The 21,558-nt window shown below is 41.6% G+C and carries 13 protein-coding genes; 12 read left to right on the top strand and 1 reads right to left on the bottom strand.

Going from position 1 to position 21,558, the window contains the following annotated elements; translation table 11 throughout:
* A complete protein-coding gene (locus G7092_RS06780) occupies positions 1 to 672 on the bottom strand; it encodes a response regulator (protein ID WP_166087495.1) in 672 nt (223 codons plus the stop codon).
* Positions 673 to 1,019: 347 nt separating this feature from the next.
* Between G7092_RS06780 and G7092_RS06775 the strand changes: the two genes are divergently transcribed.
* From G7092_RS06775 to G7092_RS06720, 12 genes are all read left to right on the top strand, one after another.
* Entirely contained in the window at positions 1,020 to 2,111 is a 1,092-nt protein-coding gene (locus G7092_RS06775) for a lipid A deacylase (protein ID WP_166087493.1), read from the top strand.
* A 1,298-nt stretch (positions 2,112 to 3,409) separates the two neighbouring features.
* The gene (locus tag G7092_RS06770) at positions 3,410 to 6,493 is read left to right on the top strand and encodes a SusC/RagA family TonB-linked outer membrane protein (RefSeq protein ID WP_166087490.1); all 3,084 of its coding nucleotides are present in this window, start codon (positions 3,410 to 3,412) and stop codon (positions 6,491 to 6,493) included.
* A gap of 38 nt (positions 6,494 to 6,531) precedes the next feature.
* Positions 6,532 to 7,896, top strand: coding sequence for a RagB/SusD family nutrient uptake outer membrane protein (locus G7092_RS06765; protein ID WP_166087488.1), 1,365 nt, complete (start codon positions 6,532 to 6,534; stop codon positions 7,894 to 7,896).
* A gap of 583 nt (positions 7,897 to 8,479) precedes the next feature.
* Positions 8,480 to 12,454 (top strand): PKD domain-containing protein, encoded by a 3,975-nt coding sequence (locus G7092_RS06760; protein ID WP_166087486.1) that lies wholly within the window; start codon positions 8,480 to 8,482, stop codon positions 12,452 to 12,454.
* Between the two features lie 48 nt (positions 12,455 to 12,502).
* Positions 12,503 to 16,306 (top strand): DUF6443 domain-containing protein, encoded by a 3,804-nt coding sequence (locus G7092_RS06755; RefSeq protein WP_166087483.1) that lies wholly within the window; start codon positions 12,503 to 12,505, stop codon positions 16,304 to 16,306.
* 9 nt (positions 16,307 to 16,315) lie between these two features.
* Positions 16,316 to 16,822, top strand: a complete 507-nt coding sequence (locus G7092_RS06750) for a hypothetical protein (RefSeq protein ID WP_166087481.1) — start codon at positions 16,316 to 16,318, stop codon at positions 16,820 to 16,822.
* Positions 16,823 to 17,109: 287 nt separating this feature from the next.
* The gene (locus tag G7092_RS06745) at positions 17,110 to 18,108 is read left to right on the top strand and encodes a hypothetical protein (protein ID WP_166087479.1); all 999 of its coding nucleotides are present in this window, start codon (positions 17,110 to 17,112) and stop codon (positions 18,106 to 18,108) included.
* 9 nt (positions 18,109 to 18,117) lie between these two features.
* Positions 18,118 to 18,552: a hypothetical protein gene (locus G7092_RS06740; RefSeq protein ID WP_166087477.1), complete on the top strand. Its 435-nt coding sequence runs from the start codon at positions 18,118 to 18,120 to the stop codon at positions 18,550 to 18,552.
* A 148-nt stretch (positions 18,553 to 18,700) separates the two neighbouring features.
* Positions 18,701 to 19,237, top strand: coding sequence for an RHS repeat-associated core domain-containing protein (locus tag G7092_RS06735; protein ID WP_166087475.1), 537 nt, complete (start codon positions 18,701 to 18,703; stop codon positions 19,235 to 19,237).
* 26 nt (positions 19,238 to 19,263) lie between these two features.
* Positions 19,264 to 19,779 (top strand): CHAP domain-containing protein, encoded by a 516-nt coding sequence (locus G7092_RS06730; RefSeq protein WP_166087473.1) that lies wholly within the window; start codon positions 19,264 to 19,266, stop codon positions 19,777 to 19,779.
* A gap of 12 nt (positions 19,780 to 19,791) precedes the next feature.
* Positions 19,792 to 20,352: a hypothetical protein gene (locus tag G7092_RS06725; protein WP_166087471.1), complete on the top strand. Its 561-nt coding sequence runs from the start codon at positions 19,792 to 19,794 to the stop codon at positions 20,350 to 20,352.
* Between the two features lie 696 nt (positions 20,353 to 21,048).
* Positions 21,049 to 21,495, top strand: coding sequence for a hypothetical protein (locus tag G7092_RS06720; protein WP_166087469.1), 447 nt, complete (start codon positions 21,049 to 21,051; stop codon positions 21,493 to 21,495).
* Positions 21,496 to 21,558 lie beyond the last annotated feature (63 nt).

The raw sequence follows: 21,558 nt of genomic DNA, 5'->3' as shown, positions 1-21,558 counted from the left end.
CTAACCCTTAATCATATACCCCATACCAATAATGGTATGAATTAATTGTTCTGGATACCCCTTGTCTATTTTATTACGCAGATAATTGATGTAAACATCAATCAAATTAGTTCCTCTGTCAAAATTGATACCCCATACCGATTCTGCAATATAAACCCTTGACAGCACCCGGTTTTTATTATACATGAGTACCTCTAGAAAAGTGAATTCCTTTGCCGTGAGCATAATCATTTTTCCACCCCTGGTCACCGTTTTTCTATAACTATCCATTTGCAAATCCGCAACCTGAAAAACCGTACCGATAGAGACCATTGTCCGGCGCCGGTCAAGTGCTTTGATCCTCGCCAGTAACTCATCAAAATGAAAAGGTTTAGTTAAATAATCATCCGCTCCATTTTCGAACCCATGTACCTTATCTCCAACTGTACCTAATGCACTGAGCATTAAGATAGGAAGTTCTTTCTTGAATTGCCTTATTTGTTTGCATACCTCCAATCCGTTAATATGCGGCAGTATCACATCTAAAATAACCAATTCAAAGTCATTTTCTAATGCGAGCCTACAACCCATGTTACCATCATAAGCCAGCGTAACCTGGTTAAACTGTTCCTCCAATCCTTTTTTAATAAAGCCAGCTACTTTGGGTTCATCCTCGATCAGCAATATGTTCATTTGGCTAAATATTTTATAAAACTTGTTCAAAGATAGGTTACCAGAAAGGTATTGTATTGAAGATTAAGACATTCTAATAGATATTAGAGAATTTTAATATCCGCCTTTTTTTTCAAAAAAAACGATTCTAGACAGCTTAATTTTAGGATGACTTTCCAAGTAAAATATGCGCCTGCATTGTTGAATCAAACTTTTTTAAAGACTTCACTCTTCTCGTCTATTTTAGGAAAATCCATTGCAAAGCATCTTTCTCAAGGTGTTTTGGTAGTTCTGTGAAGAGGTCTGGGGGGCTATGGTCATGCGGATAGTAACAAATAATTCTACTTTTATTCGTCAAAAAACTCTTTATGTCCCCTAAAATATACTTAACGGTTATTTCTTTTTTTTTAACCGCCCCTGTTGTTATTGCACAGCAGCAAAACAACACCAATGACTCAGTTCATACGATCTTGGGTTCTCAAACTCCGGGTACAACCAATTCACTTGATATTCATTTTAATGGTTTTGCATTTTTAGACGATCATGAATATGACGCTTTAATTCCGTTGCGAAAAACCATTTCAGGAACACGCACTGCACTTGATCTGGGATATAATCTGGATAGCTCGAACCATTTTGTAGTTGGTATTAATGCCTTACATGAATTTGGCGGAAAGCCTTACTTTTTGAAAGCAGATCCTGTTGCTTATTATAGTTACAATAGTAAACATTGGTTGTTTAATGCCGGGCAATTTCCCCGACAGGATCTGCTAACGCAATACCCACGTGCATTATTAAACGATACTATGCAATATTATCGACCTAATGTCCAGGGTTTGTTGATCAGAAGCAGACACAAGTTAGGATATGAAACAGCGTGGATTGACTGGATTAGCAGGCAGACGCCCACTGACCGAAATCAATTTATGGCTGGTGAGCTGGGTACGTTTATACCTTATCCCGGACACCCGTTTTACATTTCACACTTTTTTCTGTTTGAACATGATGCGGGTTCTAAAAGCGATACTACTGCTGCCATTCAGGATAGCGGCGGCGCTCAAATCCGTTTAGGACTTGATTTCAGTCACCGCACCATATTTGATTCTTTAAAATTTGAAATTGGCGGCATGGGTACAGCGCACCGTACCCGAACCTTATATAATTTTAAAATCTCGCGAGGGTTTGTGGCCAGTGTTTATATGAGCTATAAACGCTTTTCCATATTTGATGAGTTTTATAGAGGGGACCCTAATTATTTAACTTTTGCTGATCCGTTTTATTCTAAACCTATTTATAACCGGTTTGACTTTATATACTCTGCTTTTATGGGTAAACATTTGAAAGGTCAGTTTATTTTAGGATTACACCAGTCTCCCGGACGTTTAAGCGATAGTCAGCCCGGGTTTAAAGTAATTTATGACATCGGAAGAAAAACTTTAGCAAGATTTAATGATGATTAGATTCTCTTTGTAGTAGATAAAACTTTATGAATCATTTCAAGTTTTTCCGTATTATATTAAAAGATATTTGTGTTTTACTAATCATTTTTATCATAAGAAATTATCTGAAGTTCTTCTATCCTTGCCTTAATGAACTAGTGATGATTGTTCGTTGTTGAATTGACAAGATGTTATAGAAATATCCAACTTAAGGGCTGCACATAATGGATACTTCAAGAATTAGAAAAGGGAAGAGGAGGAAAGCCTTAGAAGTTCGAAATCTCTTGTATAAATGATTAGTAAAGAGTCTTAGGACTACTACCAAGAAAAACTAAGGAGCCGGATAAAGGAATCCTGTAAAAACAAGCCAAGCGGTAAAGATGAGGCAATGGCAACCAAAATTAGGAATGCACTCCGCACCGGGGAAGATTATTTTTGGCAATGCTCAACAGCAGCGCTGAAGGTGTTTCACAGGTATAGATGTTACGGTATAGTCTGAATGATGTTCGCTATGAAAAAGCGCCATTATGATTAAATTGCCGCTAACTAAAGTTATGCGTAAATCACAAATTATATATCTAATAGCATCTGAAATTGTAATGTCTATAGGTCAAATTTAAAAAACAATTTAAGGCAAAGTAACGCGGCTTTGCTCAATATTTACGTTCCGAAAATACTAAACAACGATTATTCTGCTTCTTTAACTGTTTCTTTTCTGACCCTGGGCATGGGGCAAATCACAGAAAACTTACGCAGGAAACACTGCATAAATATGTTTTGCTTTGTTTTCGAGCGATGAAGTTCGTGACCTTTTCGGATATCATCATATCCATATTGCTTTGCTGATGGTAACAGTTGCATATACAGATTTTGCTTTAATGTATAATGAGCTTCAAACCATTATTTTGCCTCTTTATTTCACTGTTTTTTTCTAATGAATTTATAATTTATTTCTGTCCTTCCTCTAACGGTTCTTTCAAAGGGGGCAATCTATCTTCGCGGCACATTCCACAAGGAATATTTATTAACCCCTTAAATATTAAACACGATGGATAAAGAGCCCCCTAATTACTTACTACCGCTACGATAACCTATTTGCCGCGTTATCAATCTTAAAATTTTTTATTCGAAAATTAATTGACGGTTATGAAAAAGCCAATTCTTAGACCGTGTATTAAAAGATCACTGTTCAGCGCAATTTTTTACCATCCTGCTTACGGAACGACGGGGGCCGAACCTCCAAGTCCCAACGGCATGTAAAAAAAAATTGAAATCAATCATTTAGAATACCATTTCATCAGAAAAATTAATCAGTGATTATGAAAATACGTCTAATTCAAAATATTATAAAATTTCTATTCCGGATATTTTCCTTCCCCAAAAACAGCGCTTGTAAAAAGGTCAACATGGCCAGCGCAATAACATTACTTTTGGCTTTCTTTTTAATAAACAATGCTTTTGGCCAGGCGATGATCAGTGGCCGGATAACTTCTACCAAAGGAGAGTTACTGCCGGGCGTAAACGTGCGGGTCAAGGGTACCACAAACGGCACAACTTCTGACACCTCCGGAATGTACCACGTCAAAGTAACTGGCAATGACAATTTGCTGATTTTTACCTATATCGGCTACAAAAGTCAGCAGATCAAAGTAGGCTCTTCTAAAACTTTGGACGTTATTCTTGATCCTGTAGGCCAGGCATTGGCAGAAGTAGTTATCACCTCGGGCCTGGCTACCAATGTTAAAAGGAGTAATGCGGCGAATGCGGTCACGTCACTTTCCGCCGCGCGCCTTACCGGAACCGTCACGCCCTCGACGCTGGATGGAGCATTCAGCGGTAAGATTGTTGGGGCCACGATTACGCAAATGAGCGGTGCGCCCGGCGGCGGTGTTTCGATGCAGTTAAGGGGAATTTCATCCATTACCGGCAGTTCTCAGCCGTTGTTTATCATGGACGGGGTCATTCTTAATAATTCAAGTTTTGATGCAGGTCGGGGAACGAACGCTTTTACCGGGGCAAACAGCATTTCCAAGGGTCAGGATAATCTGGCAAACCGTTTGGCAGATATTAATGCAGAAGATATTGAGTCTGTGGAAGTTTTGAAAGGGTCAAGTGCGGCTGCTATTTACGGCACACTGGCAAATGCCGGTGTGGTGATTATTACCACAAAAAAAGGATTCAATGGCCCAACAAAGATCAGTTTTAGCCAGGATGTGGCAGCTATTTCTGCTACAAAACTATTAAATTACGGTAGCTGGGATGTGGCCAAAATAAAGGCATTTTACAGCGATACGGCACAACAGAACTCTGAAATTGCTGCCTATCTAAAGGCAAAAGCTGCAGGTCAGATCTATAATTACCCCAAAGAAATCTACGGGCGCACCGCCCTGGGTACTTATAGCCAGTTGGGTTTAAGCGGAGGCTCTGCCAATACGCGATTTTATATTTCAGGAGGCTACAACAACGAAGACGGGATTACCAAAAATACAGGTTTCAAAAGGGCTACACTACGAGCCAACATCAACCATACTATCAACGATCGCTGGGATCTGCAGTTTAACTCCAACTACATCAATAATGTCACCAACAGGGGCTGGGAAAACAATGATAATAATGGTGTTGACATCGGCACCAACCTGACATCGTTGCCCGCCTATGCACAGATACATCGCAATGCAGATGGAACTTACCCGGTAAATCCATATTACGCGGAAAATCCGTTTCACGTTATTGACGACTTTATCAACAAGGAAACGACCAACCGTTTCATCGAGTCTTTTGCCACTAATTATACCCTCATTAAGAAGGATCACCATCATCTCAAAGCAAGTTTTCAGGGCGGGATCGATTACCTGTTGACAGAGGCAGAATTATATGCGCCTGATGATGCACAATCTCAGGTTAATGCGATCAGCGGCTATCCGGGTGCATCCCGTTTTACCAACGACAGAAATATCAATACCAACTTTCAACTGGCATTGGTGAATTCTCTTTATGGTACTGACTTTACCAATACCACCTCTGCCGGCCTGGTTCGTTTTAACCAGAATCTGGCTATTAACGCAGTACAAGGCGAGGGGCTGGAAACCGGACAAATCAACCCGGTAAATGCTGCGGTTCGTTCCAACTATAGCTATTTTCAGCAATTGATCAATACAGGCGCTTTCTTGCAGCATGAGGTAAACTGGAAAGACCGCATCATTGCAACCGCCGCGTTGCGGGTGGATAAAAATACAACTAACACTGCATACAATACTTTTTATCCCTTTCCAAAAGGTGCCTTGGCTGCAAATATTTCGAAATTTGATTTCTGGAACGTTAATGCGATCAACCAGTTCAAAATTCGGGTGGCCTACGGGCAAACCGGCGGACCGGCTGCATTTGGTAGTAATTTCAGTCAATTAAATCCAACGGTTTACCAAAACCAACTGGGGGTTACCGCACCAATTACCTTGGGTAATGATAAGGTTAAATATGAGATTGCCAGCGAAATAGAATATGGCGCAGATCTCGGTTTTTTCCATAACCTGATCACACTTGAACTGACCCTATATAATAAAAAGGTGAAGAATTTATTACAGCCTTTTACCCTGGCGCCTTCTGTGGGCTATTCCAGCATTACGGGTTACCCTATTGGAGATCTGCAAAATAAAGGCCTTGAATTGTCCTTAAGTGCAACACCAGTCAATCATCCGAACTTTAAATGGACCACCATATTGAATTACTGGTATAACCGCAGCCTGATCACCCGGCTAATCATTCCACCTTCTGCTGCGGGACCAAATCTGGGTGCGCTTTATGGATTTAATGAATTGCGTGTTGGACAATCTCCGACCGAATTCGTGGGAACCCCTGTAAAACCGGATGGTACCCTGACCAAATATGGTGATGCACAACCCAAATTTCAATTGACGAGTTATAATAAAATAGATTTTTTAAAAAACTTCGAATTGTCATTTCTGCTGCACTGGAGTTATAAAAGCTATGTAAGTAATTTCACCAGGTTCCAACAGGACGAAGGTGGGCAAAGCGCGGACTGGATGGTTCCGACACATTTCGATGCCTCTGGAAACAGGATTCCCGGACCTGCAATACCTACCGGCCTTGCCAGACAAATAGGGCTGACAGCCGGATATTTTATCGAACCCGCCAGTTATCTGAAGTTGAGGGAGATCGCATTGAACTATACGGTTGACAAATATCAGCTGCAAAGAATGTTTGGCAACTTTATCAAAGGAATGCGCCTCGGCGTTTCCGGAAATAACCTGCTCACCATTACCAAATATACGGGTCTGGACCCTGAAGTATCTGCCTTTGGTCAAACCTCGGTAGGGAGTAATTATGATATTGTCAGCGCTCCCTATACCAAACGGGTATTGTTCCACCTCGGTGTAGATTTCTGATTTCCCAATCAATTGATTTTACTTTAAAAAAATTAACAATGACACCAATTAAAAACAAACTTGTCGCTGCTACCTGTATCATGTGGCTACTGACGATATTCGCCTGTAATAAAGTTTTCAATAACCCGGAGATTCCTAATCCAAACGGTGCCGAACTTTCAACCGTGCTGAAAAACGCGACTCGTGGTCAAATTACACAATTAGCTATCGGCACTTTTTCTGCCATGAGAACCGGGTACAATACAAATCCAGGTAACGGAACGAGCAGTTACGAATCTTACTGCAAGGTTGCCGGGACACTTGGACGTGAAGTCTATGTGATCAATGAATCGGAAACCAGGTGGGTAAATGAGTTGGCCGGTCTTAACGGTGCGCTTGACCCCGGGGCATTTTATAATGGTTATTATTTTTCGTTCAGCAGTGCCCGCCAGACGGCAGCTATTCTGAAACAGTCAGCGCTTAACACCAATTCGATAAATGCGCAGGAAAAACTGGGTGTGGAAGGATTCTCCAATACCGTTATTGCCTTTGAAATGCTCCATATTCTCAATATGCAGGGCAAAAATGGCATCCGTACGGACCTCTCTGATTATTTAAATCCAGGACCATTTGTGTCCTATGCGGCAGGCCTTACATCGATTAAGGCTTTACTTGATACAGCAGCCAATCAACTCAAACAAGCAGGAAATGCTTTTATGTTCAATGCGCCTTCTGGTTTTGCTGGATTTGATACGCCCCTTACTTTTCTTCAGTTCAACCGGGCAGTTGCAGCCCGCGTGGATATCTACCAGCAGAACTGGCAAATTGCACTGGATGATTTGAATGCTTCCTTTTTCAAAATCGACGGCCCCTTAACAACAGGGCCTGTATTTAACTGGGGTGTGGCACCGGATGCGCTCAATCCTTTGTATCAGCCTCTTAACAATGCGGTTACCGTAGTGGCGAACAATGCTTTTGTTGCGGATGCCGAACCCGGCGATGCCCGGTTGAATAAAGTAGCATTACGTAGCTCAGCCGCAAATCTGGTTGGTATTTCGGGTTCATATGATGTCGCCCTTTATCCAACTAATTTGACACCTATATCGATCATTCGAAATGAGGAATTAATCCTTATCTATGCAGAATGTATGATACAGCTGGGGCAATATCAAAACGCGGTAAATGCCCTAAATATCGTCCGCACTCAGGCGGGGAGCCGGCCGGTTTATACCGGAGTGCTTACTAAAGAGGCTTTGATTGACGAATTATTAAAACAGCGCAGGTATAGTCTTTTTTATGAAGGACACCGCTGGATAGATATGCGCCGTTATGGCCGTCTGAACCAATTGCCGCTTGACCAGAAAAGGCAAACCATTTTCGATGCGATGCCGAGACCACTTGCAGAGGTGAATTGGGGTAAATAATTGCCTGATCGATGATCGGATAGGCCGTGTTCGGGAGGCTTTATGGATACTTTGGACTTTCGAAAGGGCTGAGCTCCTTGACTTGTCGGCTAGTAAAAGTAAAGTCATTGGCCCTTGGGCCAATGACTTTACAAAATTAGAGGATATCCATCAATATGCTGTTTTGGGGAATGCGGACTGTCGATCTTATTGAAGACCGCTTTTGCTCCCGGTATAGGATACAATATGGATAACATTTGCGCACAACCGGATAAGTCACTCCATCAGCGATTTGCAGTTGATAACAATCGGTGATTTAAATGGTATATAGAATTCTTTTACGATCTTTTGATCTTTCCAATCCTGGATCTTTTATGAAGATATGAACCACGCAAACGTTTGCACATTAATTATCATTTATTTTAATCGACAACTGCGGTTCGAGCCCAGTTTTTGGAAAATATCGCTTAATTAAAAATAAACTGTTTCATCTTATATAAAATCAGATAATATTACTATAATTGATAGGTTTGTTTTTTTTAAAAATAGCCTTTAAATACCAGGTTACCATCGGGTTATTCCTAAACTTATCGCCATTTAACATATGAAAAAAAGTTTATTTTACTTTTTTACTTCCGTTTTCTTATTTAGCCAATTCATCGTCTCCGCACAAAGCCAGGTAAGCGTTAATCCGCTAACCGGAACGGGTAATGTAGTTATCCCTGTCTACACGATCAGCAGCGGACAGGTCTCCTTACCGATCAGCCTGGTATATAATGCAACCGGTGTAAAACCCAAGGACGTAGAAAGCTCGGCTGGCATGAATTGGACCTTACAGGCCGGAGGGCAGATCAGCCGGCAATTGAGAGGGCTCCCCGATGACGTAACCCAGGATAATAGCGGTATTAGCTCCCTAGGATGGTTGAGCAGCAGCAATACGGCCCCGGCTAAGATCAATGCTTTTTCCATAGCTAATGATAATAATACCGCCACCTGCTCCGATGAGATCACTGATATCAACTATATCAATGCCAATTTTAATTATACTACGGATACCGAACCGGATGTTTTTAATGTCAATGCGCCTGGGTTATCTTGTCAGTTTATATTTGACGGCAACCATCAAATCCGTTTGCTTTCCTATCAGGACCTGAAAATTACCTATACGCAGAATAGCGGAACCGGTAACCTGGGGGGCGCTATAACTTCGTTCACAATCATTAATGATAAAGGTATAACCTATACTTTTGCCAGCCCGGACAAGATCACACAAACGACCGTTCTGCCAACAGGCTCTACTACCCCTCCTGTCTATTTAAAGACCACCTATTATCAATACCAGCATGGTATTGATTTTTATGATAATTGGCACCTGACCAGTATAAAGGATGCCAATGGTAATGCCATAACTTTAGGATATGGCGGGGGAACTCCCAGGGGAAGCACTGATCCGGTTACCCTCTATATTGCAGGATCTACCACTGGTTCCGTTCAGTATTTAACGCAACAAACTATAAATCTTCAAACGGTCTATTCCATAAGCGGGGGTGGTGATAACCTTGCTTTAAGTTGGGACACCTATGTAATTGGAAATGGTGGAACGAATATTCCCTATGTGACCAATATCACTGGTGCAGGCCGGAATTTCAAGTTCGACTACAGTCCGGTCGTTTTTATAAAACAGGATAACACCGGTTATTACCGAAATTTCCTGCGCGATTTTAAAGATATCGGCTGCAATTCACCGGTCAATTATAAGTTCAGCTATTATGGAGAGACCAATTCCACGGGAAATATTTTCAATTATCAGACCACACTGCCTGATTCATCGACAAACCGTTACGACTATTGGGGTTATTATAATACGAATAACTCGACGTCACCGATCCCGTTTGTGTATGTTAATCCCGCCAATACGGCTTACCCGAGATATACCAACTATACTTACCCCAACGCAGCAGGACCTGATTATACCAACTTTGTCGGCGTCACCGGAAAATATGTGGACCCGACTACAATAACGACGGGTTCTTTGGCTACCATTATCAATGCACAGGGAGGAACCACCACTTTGACATATGAACCCAATGATTATCTGGACATACCCTCCAATACAATTTCCTATGGGAATGGCATCCGGGTAAAAAAAATCACCGATAATGATGGTATAAGTACAGCGCATGATATGGTACGCAATTACGGTTATTTAAACCCGGTCACAGGTAAATCCAGCGGGAAAGCCGTTACTTTACCCGTTTTTGCCTTCACAATTCCCTATACCGGTACAGCGACAGGCAATACTTTATGGAATAATGCAACGGCCATTTCAATAACTGATCTGTCCAATGATGACCACACCGTCATGTATGGTTACGTCAAAGAAAGCAGGACAGGTGCCGGTTCCACCCTTTATCAATATTATGTTCCGGCCACAGAATGGGATAACAGTGCAATCCCGGGATGTGGCTCCTGTACTACGGCAGAATGGAGCCCGACTATAACCAATATGGCCAGACCCACCTGTGCGTCCTATGGGCCCATAAAAAACGATATTTATACTTATCCCTTTCCGCCTGCTGCCAACTATGATATGGAAAGGGGGCTGATACAAAAAGTGATCAATTATAACGAGACCGGAACAGAGGTAAGTGAAACAAATTACGCCTACCAGCGTACAGGGGCACCTTTAACGGTTACAGCTTTTAAATTCGATGACAATAACGGGGTGAAAGCTTATGCGAAATACAATATCTACGCGGCAACAAGCGAACTGATCAGTACCCAAACCCAAAAAGTGTTTGATTCGCCCACACTTAGCCAGGCAAGGCAGAGTTCGGTGAGCTATACTTATGCCGGAACCGGCCATAAGCTGCCCACCCAGACGCAGGTGACCAACAGCGACAACAGCATCCTGACCACACAGATCAAATATACCAAAGACTACGCAACGGCTACTTCAGGCGGTGATGCCCCGACTGCCGCTATCTATCACTTACAGCAATTAAACATCAATACGCCGGTTGAGACCTACCAGCAGGTGCAGCGTGGTGGGATTACCAATACCATCAGTGGAGCGCTCACCAAATTCGGTACGTTCACCTCAGGTGCCAATACATTTTACCTGCCGGCCCAATCTCTCAAATTGATTGCGCCCGACGGTATTACTAATTTTCAGCCATCTACTATCGCGTCAGGTATTTTCAGCTGGGATAACCGGTACTTTGCAGCAGCCAATTATACTGCATACGATGGCGCTGGTGTATTGCAAACCGCAGATGATGCCCATCAGCATGTTAATGGAGTTATTGCAACATATGGTACTCATCAGCCTTTGGTGACTATTAAAAATGCGGCTGCTGCCGAGGTCAGCTTTAACGATTTTGATAACGCTTTTGATAATAGTCATGCATTTACCGTTGCGGGTAACCCTGACGGTGGTTTCTCTCCTAATGGCAGCCATAGTGCAAAATCCATTGGCTTGGGTACATCCCAATGGCTCAATGCCCAGACTTCTAAAAATGTCCAGGCCAATAATTATGTTTTTTCAGTATGGTTAAATACAGCGGCCGCTGGTAATGTGGTGATCGCGCTGACTACCACCGGCAGCCAAACCTACACTTATACTGAGCCGGTGGCCGGAAATAATACCTGGACCTATTATGAGTGGAAAATACCGGTTAATAATATGACACCGAGCTTTACTACAAAGGTTAGCTGTTCGGTAAATGTTTCCGTGGATGATGTGCTTTTTTACCCCGAAAATGCGACGGTGAATACCATGAATTATGATGTCACCACGCACTATAAGATTGCAGCAACCAACACCAATGGCGTATCTGTGTATTACTCCAATGACCAATGGGGCAGGACATTATATAGTTTTGATCAGGACAGGAATATCTTGCAAAAGAATTTGTACATTTTATCGACTGACATACAAAATTTCAGTTCTGCATTTACGGTAAGCACCACCGGTAATATTTATAATACCACGCCGGTTGTTTTTACCAATAGCGCTGTTGATGGCTGCTATGGTAGCGGCGTGAATTACCAATGGAACTTTGGGGATGGGACAGCACCGTTCAATACGACCCAGGCGGGTACGGTGACCCATACTTATTCTGCGCTGGTAAGCACTGCCACGAACTATACCGTTACCCTAACTGTTAGTTCACCTTATTATGGTCAAAAAACAACAACCCAAACCGTTACCGTGTTGCCGCCACCTCCTGTTAACTTAACCTATTCCACCAATACAACCGGTGGGGGTATCAGTAGTGTTACGCTAAGCAACAGCTCTAATACTTACACTTTTAATACAGGCCAGTTGAACGGGGCTAGCATTGCCGCGGGTACTTACAATGTAACGATATACACAGTGGGTGGATTATACAACCCGGACACGGGAAAAGGGTGGAAATATGTGGGCTATATAGACCAAAACAATACGAGCAATGGCGGTTGCTTTACTTACAGCAGTGCAGGGAATTCAACGGGTTATAGTTTTTCTTTCAATTTTATTGCCGGTCACACCATCAATTTCAAAACGGATAATACCAGTTGTACCTACGGACAATAAGTAGTATTAACGATCATCAAAACAGTAAAACCTAATATTCATCATCACATGAATAAAAAAATATACCTGACCCTGTTCACGTTAATTTTGACTGCCGGTTGCCTACAGGCCGTGGCCCAGGGTATAGGGTTTATCCAGCAGGAAGTCGTAAAAGTCGCCGGTGTAACGACTGATGCCCAACTATCGGCGCTAACCCTTAGCCAAAAGCAAACCACCAGGGTATATTATGATGGCATGGGCCGTCCGCTTCAGTCGGTAGCTGTACAGGCTAGCCCCAATCAGAATGATATTATCCAGCCGGTCGCCTATGATAACCTGGGAAGACAAACGATCGGCTACCTGCCTTATGCGGGTAATAGTACAGATACCGCCGGCAGTTACCGCTCCACGGCGATCAGTACTGCGCAGCCAAATTTTTATAACCAGACCTCGCAATATTTGATTGCTACCGATGCTTCTCCTTATGCCCAGCAGGTGTTTGAAAACAGCCCTTTGCAACGTGTACTGCAGTCCGGTATGGCCGGGAACGGCTTTCAGCCGACTGTAAGCGGGAATCATTACAAAACGGTCAGCTACCGTTTTAACAGTGCCAGTGATGGTAATATTCTGGTCTGGAACCCTGATGGTAGTTTTACCGCAGGCACCTATTATGCCAATAATACACTGGCCGTGACCGATGGCAAAGACGAAGATAATACCGAAACAGTGAGCTTTACCGATATAGCCGGTCGTGTTATTTTAAAACGTCAGGTTCTCTCTAGTGGTAATCTCGATACTTATTACGTGTATAACTACGCGGGAATGCTGAGCTATACCATTCCCCCGCTTGCGGTAAACAAACTGGCAGCTAACAGTTATAACCTGACTACGGCGCCCCTCATCAATTTGGTGTTCCATTATGTATATGACAACATGGGCCGCCTGGTAGAAAAAACAGTGCCGGCCCAGAGCAAGGTATTGACCATTTATGATCCCTATAACCGTCCCGTATTGCTGCAGGATTCGAACATGCGGATAAACAACCAGTGGAATTACATCAAATACGATGTCAAAGGGCGGATGGTGAGCCAGGGTATTTATGCCGATGCCACACATATCGGCAGGGTAGCTATGCAGGCCTGGGTCAGTGCCAACTATGGTACCAATTGGTACGAGAGCCGTTCCACCGTTCTTTCAACGGGTTATTACACCAATGTGGCTTTTCCAACAAGCAATACATTTGCCCTGGCTTATGCCTACTACGATGATTATGACATCGATATGGATGGTACACCTAATTTCAGCTATTCGGCCCAGGGTCTGCCCGGTGAAGGCACTGCGACCACAGCAGCGGTAAAAGATATGCCCACAATGACGCTGATGTTCGATATCGGACCAGGTATCGTGGCCGGCACCTGGATGACCAGGGCCACTTTTTATGATAAAAGAGGAAACCCGATACAAACACAGAGTAATAACCATCTGAACTTTACCAACATACTAACCCTGACAGACAAAAGCACCACCGTGCCCGATTTTACAGGTGTACCGCAGGTGACAAAAGTCTCCAAGCAGACCGGGGCAAGCACTACCATAACGGTACAGACCAGTTTTACCTATGATCACCGGAACCGGATTACTTCGGTCAGCCAGGCGTATAATGGCGGTAGTTCTTCGGTAGTAGCCGCTTACACGTATAACGAATTGGGGCAAGTGATTAAAAAAGGTTTGGGTCAGGTTAGCGGTAGCACTTATCTGCAAAATGTGGATATGCGGTATAATATCCGGGGACAGTTGCTGAGTATCAATAACAGCAAACTGAGCAATGATGCCGGGGTAACCAACAGCGATGCTAACGATGTATTTGGTTTACAGTTGCTGTATGATCAGACCGATGCTAACCTGGGTAATACAGCTTATTACAATGGCAAAGTTTCGGCGGTTAAATGGATGAGCAAGGATGGCGGTGGTACCAACAGTTATGAGCGGGCTTTTCGTTATTACTATGATGCGCTGAACCGGGATACGGCAGCCATATACGCCGAGCGTACCACGGCCAGCACCGGGGCCTTTACCACCACCCATGGCTGGGACGAAGATAGGATCAGCTATGATCAGAATGGGAATATTCTGAGCCTTTACCGCAACAGCGCCATGCAGGGCGCGGGCACGCATACCGGCATCGATAACCTGGCCTATACCTATAGCAGTACCAATCCTAACCAGTTATTATCAGTGACCGATGGTACAGGAGCCAGCTATACCGGGGCTGGTTTCCGCAACCTGACGGGCGGTACGGGTAACTATACCTATGATGGTAATGGCAACCTTACGTCCGACCCTTATAAAGGTTTTGCAGGTATCTCCCATAATGTGCTTAACCGTACCGAAAGGATTTATTTCAGCTCCTCGGCCAACCGGTATATTGATTACAGTTATAACATGGATGGTACCCTGCTCCGGAAAAGGCAATATGATAATGTGGGGGGCGTAGCCACTTTGCAGGCCACGACGGATTATATCGATGGTTTTGTATATTTGAATGGAACCTTACAATATTTCGCGATGCCCGAAGGACGTGTATTAAATAATGGCGGTACCCTGAGCAGGGAATATACCATTGCCGACCAGCAGGGCAATGTGCGGGTTACTTTTGATAATACGGGCACAGGTGGCATAGCCAAGGTGAGACAGGAGAACAGTTATTATGCCTTCGGTCTGATCATGCCGGGTAGTACGGTAGCGACACCCACCAATGATAACAAGAATCTGTATAATGGGGGCAGCGAATGGCAGAGCGACTTTGGGAACCTGCCCGATTATTATCAGACTTTTTACCGGAGTTATGATGCGGCATTGGGCAGATGGACAGGTGTTGATCCGATGGCGGAATCAGCTGAAAGTATGACCGGGTATCAGTATGCGGGTAATAGCCCGATGATGAACAATGACCCTATGGGAAATTTATTGAGACAGGATGATGACTCCCGAGTATCGGGCCCTAATGCTTTCGCGGCCCAGAACCAGGCGTCTTCTGATGCATGGATATATGGAGGTGGTGGTGACGGAGGAGGTGGTGGCGCTGGCAATATTTATGGTGCTTTTTGGCAGTCTGCATTAAGTTTTAGTCAGGATGTTATAGATGGAATGAATACAGGCAGCAGTATTACTCATTTAGGCTTTTCGGGTAATGATTTTAGAACAGCTGCCGCAATAGAAAATCAGGTAGGACTCAGCATGGGAGCGCAATTAGTTCTTGATGGTGATGGATCAGTGAGGATTGATCAGCAGTCCATGTATGCGTCGACTGGATTTGCTAACTCAGGAAATGTAAGCACCAGCTTAAATGGAACGTCCTATGGTGGCGGGATAACTACTCGGTTTGGTACATTTTGGGTTGATTTTCATAAAACGACTTATTTAGATGGTAATGATGTACTTTGGGGGGTTAGCTTTAATATAAAGTTTAATAGCGCCCCTGGAAAAGAATTTTTTTCTTATCAATGGATTCAAACAATTTCCGATAATTTAAACGGTAAGTATTACGATATTAACAAATATGACGGATTTTCTAACTACCCATTCTACTATACACAATCACAATTAGAGGGAGAAGCAAAATTTAATAATGCAACGTCATTTTTTGAGGATAACCCTGCCTCTTCAGTTCGAAGTCGAATTTTCAGTGCCGAAACTACTTTAGTTGGCGTAACCAGCAACGGATTTATTTTCGATATTGGCACATTTACTTGGGGATATCGTCAACAAGGTAGTAGCGTGTTTTTTAATCCTTTTGATTATCATTTTTCCATGACTCCGTCCCAAACTCAAAAAAATATAATTTTCAACTATAATAACCCACCAATTAAATAACGAATAGCCATGAGTAAACTAAACCTGTTACTTTTAATAATATTGTCATTGGTTAATTGTACACAAAAAACTAATGATTCAAATAAATTTATTGAGTTTGTACATACTGGAATACAAACAAAAATAAATAGAATTTTTTGGATAGGTACCCAAAAAATGACTATAAAGCTTAATGATCAGCAGTTAACAGAACTAAAGGGGATGTTGGGGGATTCAGCAACGTTAACAGAACAAAAAAAAGAGGAGTATATTAAGATAAGATATAATAGAATAACAACAGATAATAAAACACTTACGGCAATTCAGGAGTTCGTTTTCACGCATAAAGAATTCTATACAAACTCTGAACATTTAAATAATGATCCGGCAACAGAAAGCTATAACATTATTGTTAATGGCCCTCGCAAATTTTCGATATATTATTCACTCAAAAGCCAGTTTTTTAAAGAATTATTAAACTATCTGAAAGAGGAAAAATGTGATCAAAATATAATTAAGGAAATCTCTTATTTGTGATAACTGGTTAATCGAAATGTATTAGTCTTTGTTGGAGCACGTATGCCGCGCGTGAATAGTAACTAATGGCATGTTTGTGAATCTGCAATTTATTTGACAATAGTTTGTAACTATTGAGGCTGATGCTCTTTAAAATAATGGGTTGTTTATCTTTTGACATAAGAGTCTGTACAATAGCAGAATGATTTTGGCCCCCTGTCTGATTATTACCAGACTTTTACCAGAGTTACGATGCGGCCCTGGGACGATGGACAGGTATTGATCCAGTGGCGGAATCAGCTGAAAGTATGACCGGTTATCAGTATGCGGGTAATAGCCCGATGATGAACAATGACCCTATGGGAAATTTATTGAGACAGGATGATGACTCCCGTATATCCGGTCCTAATGCTTTCTCGGCCCAAAACCAGGCGTCTTCTGACGCATGGATATATGGAGGTGGTGGTGACGGAGGAGGAGGTGGAAGTGGATGGGGCTCAACAGGATTTGGAGGGATACCAATCAATAATGGGCCTATGGGAACGGTGATATACGACATCAATCAAGGTATTGGGACTTTAGGGAATGCAGTAGCAGCTATCAATTATATCACAGGACAAAGAGTTGGATCTGTTCAAAACGTTGCTTCGACCGATGCTGCCAGCATGGCCTTGGCGGCAGGTGGAAAGCCGGGGTCTACGATGCTACAGGAAGTAAATATCAACGCCTTTTCCTCAGGAAATTTGCCCTCTTGGTGTGGAAATGGCCAACAATTTGTAAATTCGAATAGTGCCAACCAGAGAGGAAGCGTTTCAATCTCAAGTTCAGTTTGGGAAATGAATCGAATTGCTGCAAATTTTAGTGTAAGCGGTATAAAAGCATCTGGTTTGCAAATTATTCAAGTTTATTCAGGCAATGCTGGAATGAGCAGGAAGCTTGGATTTGTTGATGGTGGTATAAATTCACCTTATGGTAAACAAAATGGACCGGCACAACCTAATGCGCCATACTATCTAACACCTGGTGAGGTTGCTTCTGGTGTAACCTGGAATGGAACGAGTGGAACGATTCTATTCCAGGATGAGCAAAATGGCGCCTATTACAATGACATAAGTACATTTAATGTTATAGTAGTCGCCCAAAATTACAATGGCACAGGTGTCGATCGATTACTAGGAGGTTTTACGTGGGGATATAATAATATGGCACAAATTAATGGCGGCCAAATCATTTATAGTCCAACTGTTTCTCCAGCAGCGATACAAATAATTCAGCAAGATTACCCTGGATACAAATTCACTAAATAAATTATGGATATGAAAATATATAAATATTTTTTACTCTTAATTGCGATCTTATTAACGAGCGCAATTACTAAAGCACAAGATTCAACACGTGTGATTAAGTTTAATCAAACAAACATCGGCATACCAATTACAAAGAGTGAGTTTGACAGAAAAATATCCAACTATGTCAAATTGATGAGTGACTGGACTACGTTTAAACCTGAAGAATACATTGATATGGTAAGGGCTTATAATACCATAGGAGGATCATTGCCAATCAATAATGATTTTTACAAAACGTACTATACCGTATTTTTGATTATGTATAGCAAACTTGCTGCAAAGAGTTTAGATGCAGAACTGAGGAAGGGAATGGCGATGTATTCAGAGAAATACAAAATATGGATTGGTGATGTACCACTTGGTAATGATAATAGCCGTTTTAAAATAGATACAGCTAAATAATACTTTCCAATCTGGCGCTCGTTTGTAACGAGTGCGTAAGATGGTATTAAGCATTTGTAATGCGAGATATAAAGTAATAGCCCTAAGCTGACGCAGGTGCGCAGCTTGTGAACGATAAGATACCCCATAACTTGGTAAAGGAAAATCTGTGGGCGGCATCGAGTGGCAGAACGATTTTGGAAACCCTCCTGATTATTACCAGACTTTTTACCGGAGCTATGATGCGGCTTTGGACAGATGGACAGGTGTTGATCCGATTGCGGAATCAGCTGAAAGTATGACCGGTTATCAGTATGCGGGTAATAGCCCGATGATGAACAATGACCCTATGGGAAATTTATTGAGACAGGATGATGACTCCCGTATATCCGGTCCTAATGCTTTCTCGGCCCAAAACCAGGCGTCTTCTGACGCATGGATATATGGAGGTGGTGGTGATGGAGGAGGAGGTGGAAGTGGATGGGGCTCAACAGGATTTGGAGGGATACCAATCAATAATGGGCCCATGGGAACGGTGATATACGACATCAATCAAGGTATCGGGACTTTAGGGAATGCAGTAGCAGCGATCAATTACATCACAGGACAAAGAGTTGGATCTGTTCAAAACGTTGCTTCGACCTATGCTGCCAGCATGGCCTTGGCGGCAGGTGGAAATCCGGGGTCTACGATGCTCCAGAAGTAAACATCAACGCCTTTTCTTCAGGAAATTTGCCTTCCTGGTGGGGAAATGGACAACAATTTGTAAATTCGAATATCGCCAACCAGGGAGGGCCAAGCGTACAAGATATAAGGAATAACATTGTAAGAATTGCAGAAAATTATGAGGGATCAACGGCATGGGGCTACTACGTAGCTAAAGGTAATTTCCCAGCTCGTTGTAATAAATGTAACCTATACGTCTATGATGTATTGAAAAAAGCAGGGGCAAATCCAGGCCTTCCACATGTTAATGGTAAGTTCCCATCGACAGCTGCTGATTGGGCAAATCCATTTGTTAAAATTCCTGGATGGATAGTTCTCACCAGTAAGCAAGCTCCCATGCTGGGTGATATCGTTGCGGTACAAGAAAATTATTCTGATGCAACTGGCCACGTTGGAATCGTAATAGGCCCTAATTTAACAAGTAGCTTTTCCAGTTATACACAACAGGTAACCGAGAATGATTGGGGATTTCGATCGGATAATGGCGGTTGGCCAGTTTTCAGGCGTTATGTAGGACCTTAAAATAATTTAAATATGAAAACAATAATTTTAACATTACTTATTTTTGCTATGTCAATATTTGCCGTTAACGCGTCAAAATTACTTAAATATCGAAATCTCGATAGCTTGAACTTTGAAGAAAGGATTAAAATAATCCATTCAAAAGTTGTCGACTTGACCAATATTTTTGCCTTGCATCATGTAAAAGAGTTTAATGAAGTCTATTTCACTCCACTTAGATTTGAAAGTTCTGTTATTCAATATTTGCAGAAATCTGTTGACTTTCAAAATAAGATTATTGCCATATGCACGATGACAAAATTACCGTTGAATGAAAATATTAAAATTTTAGATTCTTATTTTAGTTTGTATAACCATAATAAAATAGATGAGCAACTATTAAACAGATGTATTTTTAATGAGTTTGATACCGACTATACAGTAGCAAAACAATATAAAAACGAATCTCTTAGACGATTGCTAAATAAAATGCTTGAATGTAAAACTTTATCAAAGGGATTTAAAGTTACTGTAAAAGAAACTTTAAATGGCAAGTGGTATAATGACTTAAAAAAAGCTCGGCGTATAAAATAATACCAATTTTGCGCTCGTTTGTAACGAGTGTGTAAAATGGTATTAAGCATTTGTAATGCGAGATATAAAGTAATAAACCGAGAGATTAGCAACTTTTGCTAATTCAGGAAGGAGGCCCGATCGCTACGCCGAATGGTTACACTAATCGTTAATTAACTATTTTGAAATGAAATTATATCAATATTTATTTTATAAATTCTATTCATTATCCAAGTTAATGGAAACTGGTAATATTGTTTCTGCTGCGAATGCGTATTTTATGGTCTCTATACTTTTAGGGCTAAATATATTGGGTGCAATGTGTGTAGTAAATCTATTATTAGGTAAAATAATATTTACTGGTTTTACATTTTACATACTCCTGTTTTTTCCTCTGGTATTTGTTTATTATGGTTCATTGTATAAACAAAAGTACTTGATTAGTAATAAATTGTTTAAAGATCAAAGTAGAGAAAGGAAAATAGTTGGGACAGTTTTCGTTATCATTTATTGTGTCACATCTTTTTGGTTAATTTATCATTATGGAACCTTAATGAGGTCTCGTATTTTAAAAATTGATTCTTGATTTTGAAAATTCTGGTTTGCAATGACTGCAGCTAATGGTAGATCGATTTTGGGAATCTACTTCTTTATGGCCCGACTTTTTATCAGGGCTACATAAGTATGGAGATATCTTACTTTTTGAATTCACATTTAATGAGAAAAATAATATACTCTTTACTATTGATGATTGTTTCTTTAACGGGGGCATGCACGTTTAACAATGTAGCTATAAATCAGGAAGCGGACAACCAGGATGGCAAAGTCTTTTTAAATGAAGTTTATAAAAAAATCAGTACTAAAGATTTTGATGAGGTAGACACCCTGGTCGGTGATAGTTTAAAGCAGTTGGCTGGAAGCCATGGGATAAGTAAGTTATTAAAATTTATTAACACCAAAGTAGGTAGCTGTAAAAATTATAAGATTTCAGACCTTTATATACGGAATATCGCGGGTAACACCAACGAAATCTCTTATAACTATAAGTTAAAGGTGACATATCAAAAGGGGACGATTGATGAGATCATTGGATTTAGACGACAAAATGGTGGGAGCATCAAAATAAATTCTTATCATGCCTATTCTGACTTGTTAATACACTAATTATATAATGCGCTCCTTTTGCTCGCGCATGTGCGGCGGATAGTACAGTCATCACGCCAACCA

Source organism: Mucilaginibacter inviolabilis (genome assembly GCF_011089895.1).
GTDB lineage: Bacteria > Bacteroidota > Bacteroidia > Sphingobacteriales > Sphingobacteriaceae > Mucilaginibacter > Mucilaginibacter inviolabilis.
Note: the sequence above shows the minus strand (reverse complement) of the source record. Positions and strands in the feature narration are given on the sequence as shown.